This is a genomic window from Methanofollis sp. UBA420, assembly GCF_002498315.1.
GTDB lineage: Archaea > Halobacteriota > Methanomicrobia > Methanomicrobiales > Methanofollaceae > Methanofollis.
In genome coordinates, this window is record NZ_DAGX01000005.1 from 60057 (window position 1) to 78625 (window position 18569).

Consider the following 18569-nt stretch of genomic DNA (forward strand, 5'->3'; position numbering starts at 1 on the left):
GATGACAGCATATTCATGTCTGGAGAAACAATCAGTCTGTGATGGAGGGCAACAACACCATCTGGATCGAGAAATACCGGCCGCAAAAACTTGCGGACATGGTCGGACACCCGGAGATCGTCGAGCGTCTCCGGTCATACGTGAAGAGTGGCACTCTCCCCCATCTCCTCTTCACCGGTCCGGCCGGCGTTGGCAAGACCACCGCAGCAGTCGCGCTTGCAAAGGAGTTCTTCGGCGATACCTGGCAGATAAATTTCAGGGAGATGAACGCCTCCGACGAGCGCGGGATCGACGTGGTCCGGAACCAGATCAAGGGTTTCGCCCGGACATCCCCGCTCGGCGGCGCAAGTTTCAAGATCCTCTTTCTGGACGAAGCCGATGCCCTCACGACCGATGCCCAGGCCGCACTCCGCCGAACCATGGAGAACTATGCCCAGAACTGCCGGTTCATCCTCTCCTGCAACTACTCCTCGAAGATTATCGACCCCATCCAGAGCCGGTGCGCCATCTACCGCTTCAGACCCCTCGACGACGCGGCGGTCGCGGAGCAGGTGCGGCGTGTCGCCGTGACCGAGGGCGTGACCCTCACCGACGACGCCGTACAGGCGATCGTCTATATCGCCGAAGGCGACATGAGAAAAGCGCTCAACGCCCTGCAGGGTGCGGCGATCATCTCGCGGGAGATCGACGCGGGCATGGTGTATGAGACGACCTCGACGGCGCGGCCCGACGAGATCAGGAACCTCCTCGACCTCTCGATGCAGGGCGACTTCCCCGCGGCCGAAGGAGCGCTCCGCCACCTGATGCGCGACCGGGGGATCGCCCCGAACGAACTGATCAACCAGTGCTTCAGGGAAGTCGTCCGTTCTGATATGGAAACCGGCCTCAAGGTCGCCTTCATCGACCACCTCGGCGAGGCCGACTTCAGGATTTCGGAAGGAGCAGACTCCGCCATCCAGATGGAGGCACTGATCGCCCTCTTTGTCCTTGCCGCCCGGAAAAACGAATAAAATATTTTCACCCCCCGGACAACCACCTTGATGGAGGAGCCCCCTCATATATGGTATCAATGTCACCCCGCCAGAACACTGAAGTGACCGATGTCGTCAGCGACTGGGAGACATTCCTCAAGCGGCAGTACAACCGGAAAGAGCGGGTCGAACTCTCGAAGGAGTTCCCCCACAAGCGGTCCTTTTACATCGACTACCGGAACCTCGAAGCATTCGGGAAGCGCGGTCTCGCTCTCGCCGACGAACTCATCGAACGGCCCGAAAAGGTGATGAACGACGTCAAGGACGCCCTCGTCCGCCTCGGCATCATCGAGGAGAAGGACAGGCGCCTCGTCCATGTCAGGTTCATGAACCTCACCAGGAAGACGAAGATCCGGGACATCAGGGCAAACCAGATCAACACCTTCGTCGCCGTGGAAGGGATCCTCAGGAAGACGACAGAGGTCAGGCCGAGGATCGTCGCGGCGGTCTTCAAGTGCCTGGAGTGCGGGCAGCTCACCCCGCCGTACTCCCAGACCTACGGCCGGTTCCAGGACCCCTTCCGGGTCTGCGCCACCTGCCAGAAGAAGACCCCCCTCGAACTCGTGCCCGAGAAGTCCGAGTTTCTGGACGCCCAGAAACTGCGGATCCAGGAGTCGCCCGAGGGCCTGCGGGGCGGCGAGCAGCCGCAGACCATCGACGTGGACGTGACCGACGACCTGACAGGCAGCTCCGCGCCCGGCGACAGGGTGGTGATCACCGGCATCCTCAGGTCTTTCCAGCGGATCAACGCGGGCACGAAGTCCACCCTCTTCGACATCTACCTGGAGTGCAATGCGATCGAGGTGGCCGAGAAGGAATTCGAGGAGGTGAACATCTCCGAGGAGGACGAGGCCGAGATCCACGAACTCTCAAAGGACCCGAAGATCTACTCGAAGATCGCCCGGTCCATCGCCCCGACGATCTACGGGAACACGGACGTGAAGGAGGCGGTCGCCCTCCAGCTCTTCGGCGGGATCCCGAAGGAGATGCCTGACAGTTCCCGTCTCCGCGGCGACATCCACGTCCTTCTGGTCGGCGACCCGGGTATCGCAAAGTCTCAGCTCCTCAGGTATATCGTGCAGCTCTCCCCCCGCGGCATCTACACCTCGGGCAAGTCCTCGACCTCGGCGGGCCTGACCGCAACCGCGGTGAAGGACGAGTTCGGCGACGGCCGCTGGACCCTGGAGGCCGGGGCCCTCGTGCTCGCGGATATGGGCATGGCCGCGGTCGATGAGCTGGACAAGATGGACAAGGAGGATCGGTCGGCCCTCCACGAGGCGATGGAGCAGCAGTGCTATGACGACCAGACCGAGGTCCTCACCGAGCACGGCTGGCGGCTCTTCAGGGACGTTGAAGAGGGCGAGCGCGTGGCGACGCTCACGCCGGACGGCAGGCTCACGTACGCCGTGCCGACGGCCTATGTGGCTGCCGAATACGACGGCGACATGTACTTCATCTCCTCCAGGCAGGTCGACCTCGCGGTCACGCCCAACCACAACATGTACGTGGACCTGAACAGGCGTGCCGATGAGTGGGAGGGCTTCGGCCTCAGGCGGATGGAGACCCTGCCCCTCCAGAGGAGGATGCGTTTCAAGAAGAACGCCATCTGGGAGGGGATGTATGTCGAGACCTATGAACTGCCGTCGGTGACGGTCTACAAGAACCAGAACCATAGCGGAGAGGAGTCGGGCGCCATCGCCCTGAAGATGGACGACTGGCTGGAGTTCCTCGGCTATTATCTCTCCGAGGGCTCTGTCCAGTACACAAACGGCGTCCCGTATCGCGTCCACATATCCCAGAGAGACGGAGTACGTGCCGCGAAGATGACGGCGTGTACCAACCGTCTGGGATTCAGGTGGAGTTATAACGGCCAGAACATCGCCATCTCCTCGAAACAGCTGGCGACCCATCTGGCAGTGTTCGGGAAGTGCCATGAAAAATATGTCCCGCAGTACGCGAAGGAGGTGTGCCCCGAACAGATCCGGATCCTCCTCGACGCCCTCGTCCTCGGCGACGACTGGGTCAGGAAGGGGACAGGCCAGACCGCGTATGTCACCTCCTCGCGGCAGCTGGCAGACGACATGACCGAACTCCTCCTCAAGGCAGGGATCTCGGGCAACACTACCGTGGTCCACAGGCAGGGCGAGGAGGTGCGCGTTCCCGAGGGCCGGCGTGCGGTCCTGTCCCATGACATCTATCAGGTCTCCTTCATCAGGGAGGGGCAGAACAGGCCGAGCATCAACACCAATGGCCTCAGGCATATCACGAAGGGCCATTATGCCGGCATGATCTACTGCGTGGAGGTGCCCGACCACGTCATCTATGTGCGGCGGAAGGGGAAGCCGGTCTGGTGCGGGAACACGGTGTCGATTGCGAAAGCCGGCATCACGGCGACCCTGCGGTCAAGATGCGCCCTCCTCGGTGCCGCAAACCCGAAGATGGGCCGCTTCGACGAGTACGCCCCCATCTCAGAACAGATCAACATGCCGCCCTCCCTCCTCTCCCGCTTCGACCTCATCTTCATCATGACAGACAAGCCGGACGGTGCCCGCGACCTGGCGATCGCAGAGCACATCCTCAAGTCCCACGCGGTCGGCGAACTGATCGAGAAGAAGAGGCGGATGCCGGTCGAAGGAGTGGACGACGCCTATATCCAGCAGCAACTCAAGCCGGTGACGCCCGATATCGAGCCCCTCCTCTTCCGCAAGTACATCGCGTACGCAAAGCGGACCTGCTTCCCGACGATCGTCCCCGAGGCGCGAGAGGCGCTACGGGACTACTATCTCCAGCTCCGTAAACTCGCCGACAACAACAAGCCTGTGCCGGTGACGGCGCGGCAGCTTGAGGCACTGGTCCGCCTCGGCGAGGCGAGCGCCAGGATCAGGCTCTCGCCGACCGTGGATATCGAGGACGCCCAGAGGGTGATCAAGATCGTGGATACCTGTCTCCGTCAGGTGGCCTATGACGCCGAGTCGGGCACCTTCGACATCGACAAGTGGACGACCGGGATCTCGAAGAGGCAGCGGGACATCATCAGGACAGTGAAGGAGGTCATCAAGGACGTCGGCGGCGACGAAGGCTCCGCAAACGTCGAGCAGGTGATCGAGGAGATGACCAGGCAGGGCTTTGCAAAGGACAAGGTCGAAGCGACGATCCGGATGCTCAAGAACGAGGGCGAGGTGGTCGAACTGCGGCCCGGCATCATCAAACTCTTCGCGCGGGAGTACTGACGATGGAGGACAGCGTCACCGACGTGGTCGGGGAGTGGGTAAACTTCCTTTCCCGGTACTGCCGGCGCGAACTCGCCGAGATCGAGAGGGAATTCCCCTTCAAGCGTTCCCTGTACATCGACTACCGGACCCTGCAGGCCTCGGGCAAATCCGGCCTGCGCCTCGCGGACGAGGTGATCGAACGCCCCGGCAAGGCGACAGGCGACATCAGGGACGCCCTCCGCCAGCTCACCGCCATAGGCGAGGAGAAGGCCGGGAAGGTCAATGTCCGCTTCCACCATATCGAGCGTGTCACCGGCATCAGGGACATCAGGGCCTACCACATCAACCGCTTTGTCTCGCTGAAGGGGATCATCAGGAAGACGACCGAGGTGCGGCCGAGGATCGTCGAGGCTGTCTTCCAGTGCCCGGGCTGCGGCTCAACGACGACGGTGCGGCAGGGTTACGGGAACTTCGAGGAGCCCGAGGAGTGTCCGAACCCGGAGTGCAACCGGCGCAAACTGAAACTCCTCCAGGCAAAGTCCCGGTACGTGGACTCGCAGAAGGTGCGGATCCAGGAGTCGCCCGAGGGCCTGCGGGGCGGCGCAAGGCCCCAGACTCTCGACGTCGAGGTGACCGACGACCTCACCGGGGCGATCGCACCCGGCGACAGGGTGGTCCTCAACGGCATCCCCCGCTCCAGGCAGCGGGTGAACTACGGGACCAAGTCCACCCTCTTCGACATATCCCTGGAGTGCTCCTCGATCGAGGCGCCGGAGAGGGAGTTCGAGGAGGTGAACATCTCCGAGGAGGACGAGGCCGAGATCCACGAACTCTCCCGGGACACCGGACTGTACGGGAAGATCACCGGCTCGATCGCCCCTTCGATCTACGGGAACACCGAGGTGAAGGAGGCGATCGCCCTCCAGCTCTTCGGCGGGGTGGCGAAGGACCTCCCTGACGGCTCCCGTCTCCGCGGCGACATCCACGTCCTCCTGGTCGGCGACCCGGGAATCGCGAAGTCCCAGATCCTCAGGTACGTCGTGCAGATCTCCCCCAGGGGCGTGTACACCTCAGGCAAGTCCTCGACCTCCGCGGGTCTCACGGCGACAGCGGTGAAGGACGACTTCGGCGACGGGAGCTGGACCCTGGAGGCCGGGGCCCTTGTCCTCGCGGATATGGGGCTCGCCGCGGTGGACGAGATGGACAAGATGCAGAAGGAGGATCGGTCGGCCCTCCACGAGGCGATGGAACAACAATGCTACGACGATCAGACCGAGGTTCTGACGGAAGCCGGGTGGAAATACTTCCGTGACGTAACCGATATGGATCGGGTTGCGACCCTCTCTCCAGAAGGCTACCTGGAGTATCAGCGACCGATGACGTTCGTGGATGCCGAGTACGATGGCGAGATGTATTTCTTCACGTCGCGGCAGGTCGATCTCGCAGTGACTCCAAACCACACCATGTATGTCAACCTGAACCACCGTGCCAACGAATGGGCGGGGTTTGCGCGCATACGGGCGGATGAACTGCCGATTCGGAGACGGATGCGGTTCAAGAAGAACGCCAAATGGGTTGGAGAACGGCAGGAAGTCCATACAATTCCTGGGGTCGTCAAATACGGAAACCAGAACTGCACCGGGATACAGACAGGTGGAATCGAGATTCCGATGGACGACTGGCTGGAGTTCCTCGGCTACTTCCTCTCTGAAGGATGTGTTAGTAAACACTGGCAGACCGGTGTGCCGTATCGGATCGCTATCGGCCAGAAGAAACCAGAATCGACCGAGACAATCCGAAGATGTTTGGAACGGTTACCGTTCCGGTTCACATATGATGGGGCCAACTTTGTGATAAACTCAAAACAGTTGGCCTGTCATATGGAACAGTTTGGTACAAGTCCTGGCAGGCACGTTCCTGATTATGCCAAACGTCTTCCTCCAGAACAGATCCAGATCCTTCTAGATGCCCTGGTCCTCGGGGACGGATCGATCGATCGGAAAACAGGCGCAACATCCTATATCACATCATCAAAAAGGCTTGCAGACGATGTGACGGAATTGCTGCTGAAGGTAGGGCTGTCTGGAAACCAGTATAGAGTCAGGGAAGCCGGATCGATAACCTCGAATCCGCGTGGAGGGACATCGGTCATATCGCATGACATCTATACGGTCTCCTTCATTCGGGAATCCCAGAATGAGCCGAACATCAACACGAACGGACACCAGCAGATCGAAATAGGCCACTACACAGGCAGGATCTATTGTGTTGAGGTGCCAAACCACCTCCTCTACGTCCGTAGGAATGGCGTTCCGGTATGGTGCGGCAACAGTATTTCGGTGGCGAAGGCCGGGATCACGGCGACCCTCCGTTCCCGGTGCGCCCTCCTCGGCGCGGCAAACCCGAAACTCGGGCGGTTCGACGCCTTCGTCCCGATCGCCGAGCAGATCAACATGCCTCCTTCCCTCCTCTCCCGTTTCGACCTCATCTTCGTGCTGACAGACAAGCCCGATCATACGCGGGACACGGCGATCGCACGGCACATCATCTCGGCCCACCGGGTCGGGGAACTGATCATGCAGAAGCAGGAGGGTCCCCTCACCCCGGCGCATATCGACCTCCTGGCGAGCGAGAGCACGGTGGTGGAGCCGCCGATCGCGCCCGAACTCCTGCGGAAATATATCGCGTATGCGAAGAGGCACGTGACGCCCCTCATCACCGACGGCGCGAAGGAGATGCTCATCACGTATTACCTCAGGCTCCGCGACCTCGCCGACGAGAACAAGCCGGTGCCGGTGACGGCCCGGCAACTTGAGGCGCTGATCCGTCTTGGCGAGGCGAGCGCCAGGATGCGCCTCTCACGGACGGTCGAGCCCGAGGACGCGGAGCGTGTGATCATGATCGTGGACGCCTGCCTGCGGCAGGTCGCCTACGACGCCGAGACCGGCACCCTGGACATCGACAAATGGACGACCGGGATCACGAAGAAGAAGAGGGATATCATCCGCACCATCAGAGAGACGATAAAGACGCTCGGCGGAGACGACGGCACCGCAAAGACCGAAGAGGTCGTCGAGACCCTGGTGCAGCAGGGCTTTGACCGCGACGAGGTGCAGGAGAACCTCGACAAGATGATCCGCTTCGGCGAGGCGATGCAGCCGCGGCGCGGGATCGTGCGGTTGATCTGAGAAGAGGGGCCTTATCTTTTTTCGGAAGCGTAGACAATCGACACAGAGCACACAAATATAATAAAAATCATTTTTAAATCAACGGATCGGGATCGCTCAGAGCGTTCAGCAGGTCGTTCGTCGTACCGGGAGTCGGCAAAAGGCGATTTCGTAGATCTACGACGAGCCTGCAATAATAAAATTCCATGAGAGTATCACAATGACCTGTCCATCGCCAGATAAACCCATACACAGAAGATGTCACCATCCCCTCCTTTCCGCGACAATCGTCCTCTGCCTCCTCGCATGTATCATTACTCCCTCTTCGGCCGTCCCGGTCGATCCCGGAAACATCGAGAGGATCACCCGAGACCTCTGCGACCTCCCGAGAGTCGTCGGTTCGGAGGAGGAAGCGGCGGCATACGTCGCCGGGGCCATGGAGGAGTACGGCCTTCAGGTCGCCGTCGAAAGGTTCAGGGTGGGGAAAACCGACCCGGAGACATCCTTTGGCCCGGCATCCAACATCATCGGGGTGAAAAAAGGGGCTACCGATCAGATCGTTATCGTCTGCGCGCATTACGATGCGGCCGATGAAACTCCGGGCGCTGATGACAACGCAGCAGGCGTTGCCGTGATGCTCGAAGTCGCACGGCTCCTTCAGGACACCACACTGAACCGTACTCTCTACTTCATCGCCTTCTCCGGTGAGGAGGATGGAATGCAGGGGAGTCAGAGGTGGGTGGGAGATCACCGCGACCTCCATGACCTGATCGTCGTCGCGGTGAACCTCGACTGCATCGCCTCAGGGGAGAGACTGTGGGTATCGGCCCTCCCCCAGCACAGGTGGTTCCTCGGGGCCATACCACCGTCGGCCTGCCTTGACCAGGCGGAGGCCCCGGTGCTGACATCACGGGGAGAGGAGTTCAGTTTTTATGGGGATCTGATCCCGATCGTCCGTTTCGGGGACACAGGAAGCCACACCTTCATTCATACCCCTGAGGACCACCCAGACCGACTCAACTACACCCTTGCCGGAGAATGCGCACGACTCGTGGCCGGAGGGATCAGGGGGATCGACACCAGGGGCAACCACTTCTCTCCTGATCCGGAGGTCTGGATCGAGAATGGAACTGTCTTCTTCAACTCCCCGGGAGGCCAACCATTCGAGGTGTTCGTGGACGGACAGAGCCTCGGAGTGCTCCCTTCCGGATCAGTCACCCTCCCCGGAGGTACGCATGAAGTCCGGGTGGCCGGGTACGACCCCGGAGGTACCCGCACCTTTGCAACAGTCACCCGTGAGGGAAGGGCAACCCTGGAGCCGACCGTATCCGGAGAGGGCGTCATCATACCCTGGAACAACAAAGCGGACTTCACCTACACGGCTATTCCCCTCCCCTACAACCTCGAGCATCCGGAAAAAATCGACCGCGTTGACGGTTACATCGACGGAGTACAGATATCAGGCATGAAAAACGGCCATACTATTATTCCTACCCCTGGAAACCACACCTTCGGAGTCGTGGCGTACGGTGCCGATGGCTCGATCATCGGGTCTGACCAGAAACATTTCTCTCTGCGAAGGTTCTGCGATACAGAGATTGACGGAGGGGCACTGCACATCGATGAAAATGGGGGGATTCATTGTTCGGCCTTTACCAGAACTTATATCCGCGATTATGTCCCTGGAGAACGGTATACTATCGTGGTTACCTGGGACTATGGGGACGCTACCGATGCAACCGCAGAGATCGCACACTTCCGTCTTGTCGGGCCGGAAGGTAATCAGGACAGTGAAAAAGTCTTTGACATACCGTTCATTGACAACAGCCAGGATGGCAATCTCTCCATATGGTTCCAACCGCCGGGTGCGGGGGACTATCACTGGACCATCAGGTGCAACGAAGGAGGCGAGAACGCCTCTGCCATCGGAGACCTCAGCCTCAGATAGACACATCCTATTCTGGGTAGTGCCCCGGAATAACTGAAAATCAATTTTATGGAATCTGACTGAATTACGTTGAGCAGTAACCGGCTCTAGAGAATCAGGTATGAACCGGGAGCACGCCTCGGCATACCGTATGAAAAGTTTTTCATGGTAATTCCTATTCTGGCGTGCCTTTTCCGGGGGCGTCAGTCCCCCGGTTACCTGCATGGGGAAGGCAGGGGATCCGCACCGATCTTCATGAAAAGAAGGGAGACATCGATCTGAACAGGAGAGTTTTTCCAGAGCCAAAAAAGAGACTTCTCCTCAGAACCTCATGAAGACCTCTAATACCCGCTCGCATAATACCACCCTCCCTCTTCCCTGATATGCACGGGAACGTCGAAGAGGCCGCCGATCGCCTCATCGGTCAGGATCTTCTCCTTCGGGCCGTCGCCGCGGATGCGGCCGTCCTTCATCAGCACCACCCGCGAGATCTCGGGGATGATGTCGTGGAGGTTGTGGGTGACCATGATCACGCCGGTGCCCGAGCGTGCGATCTTCCGCAGCATGGAGCGGAGGTGGTGGAGGGCGTGGAGGTCGAGGCTGTTCGTGGGTTCGTCCAGGATGAGCGCTACGGGGTCGTGGACGAGGGCGCGGCCGATGAGGAAACGCCTCGCCTCGCCGGTGGACATCCGCGTCATGGGGCGGTCGGCGAGGCGTTCTATCTCCAGGAAACTGAGAATCTCGTCGGTCCTGTCCTCCATCGCCGGGGTGACCTCGTGCCTGAAGAGGCCGACACTGGAGAAGAAACCGGAGAGGACGACGTCACGCCCGGTGATATCGCGGGTGAAGGTGAACTGCAGGTCCGCGGAGACGATGCCGAGGAGGGAGCGGAGGGCGCCCACCTGCCACACCTCCTCGCCGAGGACCGAAAACCTGCGGTCCGGGTGCGTCAGCGGGTAATACTCCCGCGTTATCGTCTTGATCAGGGACGACTTCCCCGACCCGTTCGGTCCGAGGATGGCGAGGTGCTCGCCGGCACCGACGGTGAGGGAGAGGGAGTCGAGGACTTTTCTGTCCTCTCTCATGACGGTGATATGCGCGAAGTCCAGCAACAGCGGGGGCGGGGCAGAGGTCTGGAACGTCTCTCTGTGCGCCATCCTGATCAGAGCCCCAGGTATTCAAGGCCGTAGAGGACGGCCGCGATCAGGAGCACGAGCGGCACCACCACCACCCGGGGGTTGACATGCAGGATCTCGGGGATGGTGGCGGTCGGGAACCTCCCCAGCCCGAGCACCGACACCTCAAGGCGGGGGTAGAGAGCCGCGAAGATGCCGGCCCCGATGAGGATGCCGGTCACTCCGCCGACGAGGGCGTCGAGGGCGCCCGACCCGACGGCGCCGGCCACCGTCCCCGGACAGTAGCCGAGGACCGCAAAACCTGCGCCGAAGATCGCCCCGCCGACGACGGTTGCGCCGACCGACCCCGGCTTGATGTGAAGGTCGGCAAGACCCGCCGCCCGCATCAGGTGGACGCCGAGCGTGCCGACGGCCACCGCACTGAGCATCACCTTCACCACCGTGAAATCGGTGAGCAGGAGCTGTCCGATGATCACATCGTAGCGCGTGACCCCGGCGACCTGGAGGCAGGCGCCGAAGGCGACCCCCATCGCAAGTCCAAGGGAGAGTTGCACCGGCGCATTCCTGCGCAGGCGGTTCAGGGCGTCCTTCATGGCCACACCCCGTAGAGGAGAAAGGCAGAGAGTATGCCGCTTGCAAAGAAGACGGCGACCGCCACCCAGCTCGATAGGGCCATCTGGAGGGTGCCGGAGATCCCGTGCCCGCTCGTGCACCCGCCGGCCCAGCGCGCACCTAGCCCCATCAGGACGCCGCCGGCGAGGGCGACGGCGATCCTCAGGGGGACAGACGGCCCGAATGCCGCTTCAAAAGTCGGAGGGACCCAGGCCAGGGCAAATTCCCCGGTGAGGAGGGCCGTTGCGAAGGCGCCGATCACGATGCCGAGAACCAGCATCACCTCCCAGTCGATCTGCGGGACAAACTGTTTGTAGTAGGCCCTGTCCAGCACCGCCTTCCCGCGGACGGCACGCTCGATCATGCCGCTCGCCCGGGCATAGGCCGTCGAGCACCCGAGGGGGCGGTCGGAGAGGAGGAACGCAAGCCAGCTGAGCACGCCGATCCCCGCGCCTGCGATATAGGGTGTCCAGTCCATTGCCGCCCCCTCAGGTATATCCTGCCGCACGGTAGCCGGTGATCCCGCCGGAGGCATTGTAGACCTCGACAAAACCTTTCTGCCTGAGGATGCTGCACCCGAGACTAGAACGGTGGCCAGTCCTGCACATGACGACGAGGGGCCGGGCGGGGTCGAGCGTCGCGGAGCGCTCCCGCAGGTCGGTCACCATGATGTTGACTGCACTCTCCACATGGTCCTCCTCGTACTCATCAGGCGCCCGCACGTCCAGCAGCACGGCCTTTCCTCCCGTGATCATCGCATGCGTCTCCGCAGGCGAGAGTTGAGGGACATGGGCGGTGGGATACCCGGCCGTCACCCACGCGTGGACACCGCCGTCGAGGTAGCCGACGGCGTGGTCCAGGCCCACGCGGCGGAGCATGACCACCGCCTCCTCCGCCTCTGCCTGACTCCCGGCGACGATCAGGACCTCCTTCTCCGGCGGGAGCACCCACCCGGCAAAAGTGGAGAAGTTCCCGGCAAGGTCGATGTGATAACTTCCCGGCACATGCTGCCCCCCGAAAGCGGCGTAGTCGTTGACGGAGAGGACGATCGCATCGCCTTTCCCGGCCTTCTCCCTGAACTCGGCCGGTTTCATCGGCCTGATCGCCGGCAGGGTGCGGACGAGGGGCGGGCCGCGGCGGTTGATCTCGCTGCACCGGCTGAAGTGGTCGGGGGCCGGGGGCATACCCGTGGTAAGCGAGCGGACGAACTCATCCCTGTCGGCGATCCTCAATGCCGCGTTATACCGGCGCTCGTAGCCGATGGTGGTGGACCGCATCGAACCCATCGCCCGGCCGCAGAGCGACCCGGCGCCGTGCGCGGGAAAGACCATGCAGTGGTCGGGGAGGGCGAGGATCTTCTCGTGCAGACTTTCATGGAGGCGCCCCGCAAGGTCCCGCGCCTGTCCGGGGAAGAGGTCGGGCCGACCCACGTCGCCGACAAAGAGCGTGTCGCCGGGGAAGACGGCGACGGGTTCGTCGCCGCGGGAGAGGTCGATGGCCACGTAGGTGACGCCGTCCGGGGTGTGCCCCGGCGTATCGAGGACGTCGAACCTGATATCCCCGACCGAGAACTCTGTCCCGTCGGCGACCGGTTCATGCGGGAAGGCGCATGAACCCGATTTCGGCGCATATATCCGGGCGCCGGTCTTCTCAGCCAGGTCCATGTGGCCGGAGACGAAATCGGCGTGCAGGTGCGTCTCAAGGATATGCGTGATCGTGAATCCGAGGTCTGCGGCGGCGTCGAGGTAGCGGTCGACGTCCCGCGCCGGGTCGATGACGGCGCAGGCGCCGGCCGCACCGACAAGATAGGAACTGTGCGCGATGCCCGGTATGAAGAACTGCTGGATCACCATTCTCCGTCCACTCCATCCATCTCTGGAGCGATGATCATCCAAAAACCATATAAATCCATCCCGAGACGATGAGGAGGAAGAGAACTGTCAGGACACCTCCCGCTTTCAGATAATCAACCGTGTGGTAACCGCCCGAGGACATGAGAAAGGCGTTCACCTGATGCGTCGGCAGAAGGAACGAGTTGGAGGCGCAGAGTCCCACAAGGAGGGCGAGGCCGCGGGGGTCGGTCCCTGTCTCGGCGCCGACGAGGAAGGCGATCGGGACCAGGATGACGACGGCACCGAGATTGGACATCAGCAGGGTGAAGAGAGTCGCGAGTGCGCCGATGCCGATGAAGAGGAGGAGGGGGTGGGCGTCCCCGACGAGCGGGATCACGGTGCCGGCGATCAGTGCCGCCGTCCCGGTGGAGATCATGGCGGTCCCGAGCGGGATGAGGCCCGCGAGCAGGAAGACCGTCTTCCAGTCGATGGTGCGGTATGCCTCGTCGATGGTGAGCACGCCCGTAAGGACCATGACGAGCGCCCCGGTGAGGAGGCCCATGGAGATCGGGACGCCGGTGAGGGTGAGGGCGATCCCCCCGGCAAAACAGAGAAGGGCGACGGGCGCTTTCTCCCGGCGTATCACGGGTTCCTCGACCCGCGTGGAGAGCACGAAGTTCGGGTCGGCGGCAAGGGCGTGGATGTTGTTCCATGGCCCGAAGACGACGATGATGTCGCCGGCGGTGAGGGGGGTGTCGGAGAAGTCCATGCGCATCTCGACGCCCCGTGAGGAGAGCATGAGGGGTTCGACGCCGTAGGTCTTTCTGAATGCAATCTCCCGGAAGGTCCGGCCGACGACCGGTGCGTGCGGCCTGACCATGACCTCTGCAAAACCGGCATACGCCCCTCCCACCTTCGCGGAGAGGCGCTCCCGGTCGGGGACGGTCTGGAGCGAGTAGTCGGCTGCGAAGCGTTCTGCGTCCTCCGCTTTTCCGAGGAGGGTGATGTACTGCCCGGCACGCAGGGTGGCGTGCCGCCAGGGTGCATAGGAGACCTCTTCTTCTTCCGTGACGGCGAGGAGGTGGAGGGAATAATCGGTTTTCAGGCGCACCTCTTCCCGCTCCCTGCCGGCGAGAGGACTGGAGGCCGGGATGACGTAGTGGTGCATCGCTGCGGGAAGGTGCCAGGTGTCCACGAGGTCTTCCTGACTCCCCGGTCGGCGGGTTCCGGCGCGGCCGACAGGGAGGACGTATGCCCCCAGCAGGAGGAAGTAGATGACCTCTGTGCAGAGGAGGAGGAGACCCGCCGGCGTCGCGGTAAAGAACCCGAACGCCTCGGCACCGCTGGCGACCATGAGGTCGTTCAGGAGGATCAGGGCACCGGACCCGATCATGGTGATGGTGCCGCCACTGAGCGCCGCAAAACCCATCGGCATGACAAGACGGGAGGGCGGGACCGCGGTCATTTTTGCGGCCCTCATCAGCGCGGGCTGGAAGAGGGCGACCGATCCGATGGCGGGGATGAATGCGGAGACGAGGCCGACGGCAACGGAGAAGAGGGCGCGAAGCCTTCTCTCCCCTTTCCCCGCAATGCCGACGATGAACCGACTGAGGTGGCTCATGACGCCTGTGCGTTCGATCCCGCCCCCCAGGATCATCACCGAGATGATGGCGATCACGGCGTTGCTGGCGAACCCCGAGATCGCCTCCTGAGGGGTTACAAGCCCTAACCAGAAGAGCAGGAGGAGGACGAGGAGCGCGACAAGGTCGACCCGGAGGATTTCGGTGACGAAGAGCACGAACGCGGTCCCGATAACAAGGAACATCAGGATGATCTCCGTCTCCATTCCACGGCCCTCCGGTCCGGCGCCCCCTCTTTCCGGTGGTGGCCCGGCACGCCATTAAAACATTCGGTGATGGGGGGGAGAGGATCACCTGCCTGCTGTTCATGAGAGTGTGTGCTGCATTGCGAAGTCCTCGGTTCCTTCGACACCCTCTCCGACGCCCCGCAGGTACATTCACCCGGCGGGATTCCAAATGAGTTGGAGAAGGAAAGGGCAGGTACACCCATCTGTCATGTAGTCGTCGCTCTCCTCCTCGTCCCGTCAATCATCCTCAATTATGCCTATATCCACTTCCAGAGGTTCGAACTCAGGTGAGATGAGTCCCATAGCGCCGATAGAAAGACGATTTTCACAGAAAAAATATATAATATGTTGCGGATGTCTCTTGTATGGGCGTTATACCCGCAATTGCATATCTGTTTTCCAGCTATGTGCACGACAGATATGCGGGCGAGGCCACATTCGGGAGGCGGTGCTGAATGGAGAGAATGGTTCCTGCATGGGCCGCCGGGGCCGCCATCATCATCGCCTCTCTTGCGTACGTGGTCTTGTTCGTGGTCGCTCTCCCTGCCGCCGCCGATCTCGCCCTCCTCTGCGGCGCCGGTGCGGCGGCGGTCCTCGCCGTGCTCGCATACAGGCAGGGACGATCGAGGCGGCTGATCGCCGCCTCCTTTCTCGTCGGTGTCGTTCTCTGCGTCGCCGCATACTCAGGCGTCCTCCTCCTCGCCGCATGGCCCGAGGTGCACCCCGGTTCTCTCGCCTACACCGTCGCCATCACCGGGCTTGCAGGCCACACCGGCACCGGGGCCACGACGGTCCTCGTCCCCCTGCCGGTGACCGACGAGGAACTCCTCTACCCCGCGTCCTCTCTTGAAAACCAGACCTTCGGCGCCTGGACGACGGCGATCGCCGGGACAGACCGCGGCGACATGCTCGCCTTCACCACGAACGAGGAGAACCTCACAGACATCGACGCCGGGTTTTACCGTTTCGAGACGGAGATCAACGGGACGCACCGCCCGCTGCGGGAACACCTCTCGCCGGTCGTTGGGGCGGTCGACAGCGGTTACCTGACGGTGGTGGCGGTCGACGGCCTTGCGGCGCCGGCGCAGGTCTCCTTCGACCTCAGACTCTCCACCGGCGGAGGCCTCTACCATGGCATGCCAGCGGACCGATATCTGACCGAAGCCGGTGAGACCGTGCCGGCAGGGGCCGGGCCAGTAACGGTGACGACGACTGTCAGCAGATACCAACCCGGAGATCCGGGCGAGAGCGGGGAGTGGGTGCCTGTATGATGAGGCCCGCGGCATTCGCGGTTGCGGTGGTCGTCGTGCTGGTCTATGGCGCTCTCCTCCTTCTCTTTGCCATTGCATCGGGGATCGGGCCCTCGGAGGAGGCTGCATCGCCCGGCGTCTCCCTCTCCTCCCTCTGGGAGGAGGCGATGGGCCGCCTCGACTGCGTGAACGAGACGGCCGTTCTCTCCAGCCTGGAGATCAGGACGGACCGTGGCGTTCACGAGACGGTCACCCTCAGGTTCCAGGGGCGGGACAGGGAAGGGACGCCACTGGCCTATGCGGTCGCATGGCAACAGAACCCCGGCATGGAGACGTCTCTCTTTCCTGCCGCTCCCGCAGGCCCCGGTCTCCATCCTCTCCTTCTCCTCAGCGCCCTGGACAAACTCGACGCTGTCGATGACTCACTCCTGATCCGGGCCGGACCGGAGCGGAAAGAGAAGACCTATGACAGCGAGGTCGCCCTGCTGGAGAATGGGTCTTTTCGGGCTTTTGATTCTGTCGCCTTTCCTGCGGAGACGACTGTCTGTCCGGTCACGTTCCTGAGACAGGGCGACGCACGCCCCTTCCTCACCGCCTTCCTCCGCGACGACCTCCTGAAGGCGAAGACGTACGCGTTCACGGACGGTAACGGCCATGCGGCCTGAATATCTCCTCCTCATCCTGCTGTTGGCAATCCTTGCCGCAGGGTGCACCGGGGACGCCTCGCCCCCGGTCGTCCCGGAGAACTGGTCTGCAAACGTCACGGTCAAAGACGGAGACGCTCCCGCCGTCACCATCGGCATGGTCGCCGAGGGGGACGAACGCTTTCGTGCCGCCTTTCCCGACGGTACCCTTTTCACCGACGACGGTCGTCGCCTCTGGACTTCCGACCCGGTCGCGGGAGAGATCTCGGTGGTCCCATCAGAATACAGGGGCACCGTCCTGGACGAGCGTACCTGGCTGATCTAGAATGTCTTCAACGCGCGGGAGATGCTGGAGGATGCCTATGAAAAGAGGGACCTCACGTACGAGGGCATGGAAACAGAAGACGGCCGCACCGTCAGGGTCGTCGAGATTGCGGGGAACGAGTCCCTCGGCGAGGCCCCGGGCCGCTTCAGGGATCCGGTGTACCGGATCAGGGCGTCGGCCGATGCAGAGACCGGCGTCCTTGCCGGGGCAACCTTCTATGGCCGGGACGGGCGGGAACTGGTGCGGTTCACCTTCAAGGACATGGTCGCCGACCCGGAGGTCCCGCCCGGCACCTTCTCCTTCGTCCCGCCGCCAGGGACGGAAGTGACGCGGGCGCGGACCGTTGCCGTCACACCGATGGTCTTCTTCGAGCGTGCCGAGGTCCCCGAAGAGGTGCGGTCCCCTCGTGCCTCCCTCCCGGCTACGCCTTCCGGGAAGGTGTTCTCCTGCCCGACTGGTACTCGTCGCTCACCTTCACGAACACCGCCGGGGACACCCTCAGGCTGGTCGCCCGTCCCGCCGACCTCCCCGACCCCGCCCCGCCCCGCCCCGCGGCACGCCTGAAGAGGTGGCAGTCGGGGATGTTTCCGGAAAACTGTACCGCGGCGACGGCCCCGACGTCCTCGTCTGGACGGAGGGTGAAACCCTTTTCAAACTCACCGGCGTGGTCGAAGAGGAGGAGATGGTGCGGGTCGCGGCGTCGATCGAAACCCTCTCCTGACCCCCTATCAGTGCCGAACTATTTCCCTGTCAAGGACCTCCGCAACCGCAACGAGTTCATCGAAGATCCGGTCGGCGTCCTTCCGCATCTCCACGACCGCGGCCGCAAGACTCCCGCCCCGCAGGTAGATAAGTTTTTTTCTGCGGTAGAGGAGGCCGGTGGCGACGAGGTTTCGCACGTGGTGGTTCACCCGCGCCGGCGTGATCGCAAGTCTCTCCGCGATCCTCGCCGACGAGACGCCGGGTTCCTCCGCGACCTCCTCCAGGATCTGGAGGACGACCCTCTCTGCCGTCGTGTCGAGGTCGCGCCCGTGGGTGAGGCCGAGACTCTCGCAGAACCACGAAAATTTCTCTTCTGTCCCCGGTGCCTGCGGCCTTTCGACGACCCTGAGGGAGATGCGCTGGTCGATCATGGTAACACCCTGAAGAACATGTACCATCCCGTTTGAACCGATATCATATATAGTAAATTGATATCATCTCAACGTAAATACGACACATATATATAGAACTGCAAACCACAGTAATAGTAGATCCTGCAACACGGATACCAGACGTGATGAAATGACAAAAATTCAGCCTATCGGTGAAAGAGTTCTCATAAAGCAGGAGAGATCCGAGGAAAAGACAATAACCGGGATTTATCTCCCTGACTCTGCACAGGAGAAGCGGAAAGAAGGGACAGTCATTGCCATCGGCACCTTTGAAGACGGACGCCCTCTCCCCGTCGCTGCCGGGGACCATGTCATCTATGGAGGTTACTCGGCCGAAGAGATCGAGATCGACGGCGAGAAGCACCTCTTTGTCGAGTGGAAGGACATCCTTGCGAAGGTGGAGTGAATAATC

17 protein-coding genes are annotated in these 18569 nt (G+C 62.1%); 11 read left to right on the forward strand and 6 right to left on the reverse strand.

All coding sequences use genetic code 11. The features are described 5' to 3' along the window. The first annotated feature begins 41 nt into the window (after positions 1-41). The 4 genes from BP869_RS06485 to BP869_RS06500 all read left to right on the forward strand — a co-directional run bounded on the left by BP869_RS06485 (position 42) and on the right by BP869_RS06500 (position 9358). A complete protein-coding gene (locus tag BP869_RS06485) occupies positions 42-1010 on the forward strand; it encodes a replication factor C small subunit (RefSeq protein ID WP_342678016.1) in 969 nt (322 codons plus the stop codon). 59 nt (positions 1011-1069) lie between these two features. Further along, positions 1070-4261 (forward strand): MCM family protein, encoded by a 3192-nt coding sequence (locus BP869_RS06490; protein WP_342679104.1) that lies wholly within the window; start codon positions 1070-1072, stop codon positions 4259-4261. A gap of 2 nt (positions 4262-4263) precedes the next feature. After that, a complete protein-coding gene (locus BP869_RS06495; protein WP_342678018.1) occupies positions 4264-7431 on the forward strand; it encodes an LAGLIDADG family homing endonuclease in 3168 nt (1055 codons plus the stop codon). A gap of 199 nt (positions 7432-7630) precedes the next feature. Then, a complete protein-coding gene (locus BP869_RS06500; RefSeq protein ID WP_342678020.1) occupies positions 7631-9358 on the forward strand; it encodes a M28 family metallopeptidase in 1728 nt (575 codons plus the stop codon). Positions 9359-9678: 320 nt separating this feature from the next. On the opposite strand, the gene BP869_RS06505 is transcribed toward BP869_RS06500, so the two are convergent. From BP869_RS06505 to BP869_RS06525, 5 genes are read right to left on the reverse strand one after another with little or no spacing between them, the layout of a single operon-like run. After that, positions 9679-10494: an ABC transporter ATP-binding protein gene (locus BP869_RS06505; protein WP_342678021.1), complete on the reverse strand. Its 816-nt coding sequence runs from the start codon at positions 10492-10494 to the stop codon at positions 9679-9681. A 5-nt stretch (positions 10495-10499) separates the two neighbouring features. Then, positions 10500-11066 (reverse strand): YeeE/YedE thiosulfate transporter family protein, encoded by a 567-nt coding sequence (locus BP869_RS06510; RefSeq protein WP_342678023.1) that lies wholly within the window; start codon positions 11064-11066, stop codon positions 10500-10502. After that, positions 11063-11563 carry a YeeE/YedE thiosulfate transporter family protein gene (locus tag BP869_RS06515; RefSeq protein WP_342678025.1) on the reverse strand — a complete coding sequence of 167 codons (501 nt, stop codon included), beginning with the start codon at positions 11561-11563 and terminating at the stop codon, positions 11063-11065. Before BP869_RS06515 ends, BP869_RS06510 begins: the two co-directional genes overlap by 4 nt. 10 nt (positions 11564-11573) lie before the next feature. Beyond that, positions 11574-12938 carry an MBL fold metallo-hydrolase gene (locus BP869_RS06520; protein WP_342678027.1) on the reverse strand — a complete coding sequence of 455 codons (1365 nt, stop codon included), beginning with the start codon at positions 12936-12938 and terminating at the stop codon, positions 11574-11576. Positions 12939-12972: 34 nt separating this feature from the next. Beyond that, positions 12973-14763, reverse strand: coding sequence for an SLC13 family permease (locus BP869_RS06525; protein WP_342678029.1), 1791 nt, complete (start codon positions 14761-14763; stop codon positions 12973-12975). Between the two features lie 111 nt (positions 14764-14874). Here BP869_RS06525 and BP869_RS06530 point away from each other — a divergent pair, with 111 nt between their 5' ends. The 6 genes from BP869_RS06530 (at position 14875) to BP869_RS06555 (ending at position 17724) form a co-directional block, all read left to right on the forward strand. Next, positions 14875-15075, forward strand: coding sequence for a hypothetical protein (locus BP869_RS06530; RefSeq protein ID WP_342678032.1), 201 nt, complete (start codon positions 14875-14877; stop codon positions 15073-15075). Positions 15076-15239: 164 nt separating this feature from the next. After that, on the forward strand, positions 15240-16055 hold the full coding sequence (locus BP869_RS06535; protein ID WP_342678034.1) for a hypothetical protein: 816 nt from the start codon (positions 15240-15242) through the stop codon (positions 16053-16055). Next, positions 16052-16699 carry a hypothetical protein gene (locus BP869_RS06540; RefSeq protein ID WP_342678036.1) on the forward strand — a complete coding sequence of 216 codons (648 nt, stop codon included), beginning with the start codon at positions 16052-16054 and terminating at the stop codon, positions 16697-16699. The genes BP869_RS06535 and BP869_RS06540 overlap by 4 nt, the downstream gene beginning before the upstream one ends. Beyond that, entirely contained in the window at positions 16689-17003 is a 315-nt protein-coding gene (locus tag BP869_RS06545) for a hypothetical protein (RefSeq protein WP_342678038.1), read from the forward strand. Before BP869_RS06540 ends, BP869_RS06545 begins: the two co-directional genes overlap by 11 nt. A gap of 21 nt (positions 17004-17024) precedes the next feature. Continuing rightward, a complete protein-coding gene (locus BP869_RS06550; protein ID WP_342678039.1) occupies positions 17025-17567 on the forward strand; it encodes a hypothetical protein in 543 nt (180 codons plus the stop codon). 4 nt (positions 17568-17571) lie between these two features. Then, positions 17572-17724, forward strand: coding sequence for a DUF4367 domain-containing protein (locus BP869_RS06555; RefSeq protein ID WP_342678040.1), 153 nt, complete (start codon positions 17572-17574; stop codon positions 17722-17724). 7 nt (positions 17725-17731) lie between these two features. On the opposite strand, the gene BP869_RS06560 is transcribed toward BP869_RS06555, so the two are convergent. Continuing rightward, the gene (locus BP869_RS06560) at positions 17732-18136 is read right to left on the reverse strand and encodes a winged helix-turn-helix transcriptional regulator (RefSeq protein ID WP_342678041.1); all 405 of its coding nucleotides are present in this window, start codon (positions 18134-18136) and stop codon (positions 17732-17734) included. Between the two features lie 151 nt (positions 18137-18287). On the opposite strand from BP869_RS06560, the gene groES reads away from it, so the two are divergent. Then, the gene (groES, locus tag BP869_RS06565; protein ID WP_342678043.1) at positions 18288-18563 is read left to right on the forward strand and encodes a co-chaperone GroES; all 276 of its coding nucleotides are present in this window, start codon (positions 18288-18290) and stop codon (positions 18561-18563) included. Positions 18564-18569: the final 6 nt, after the last annotated feature.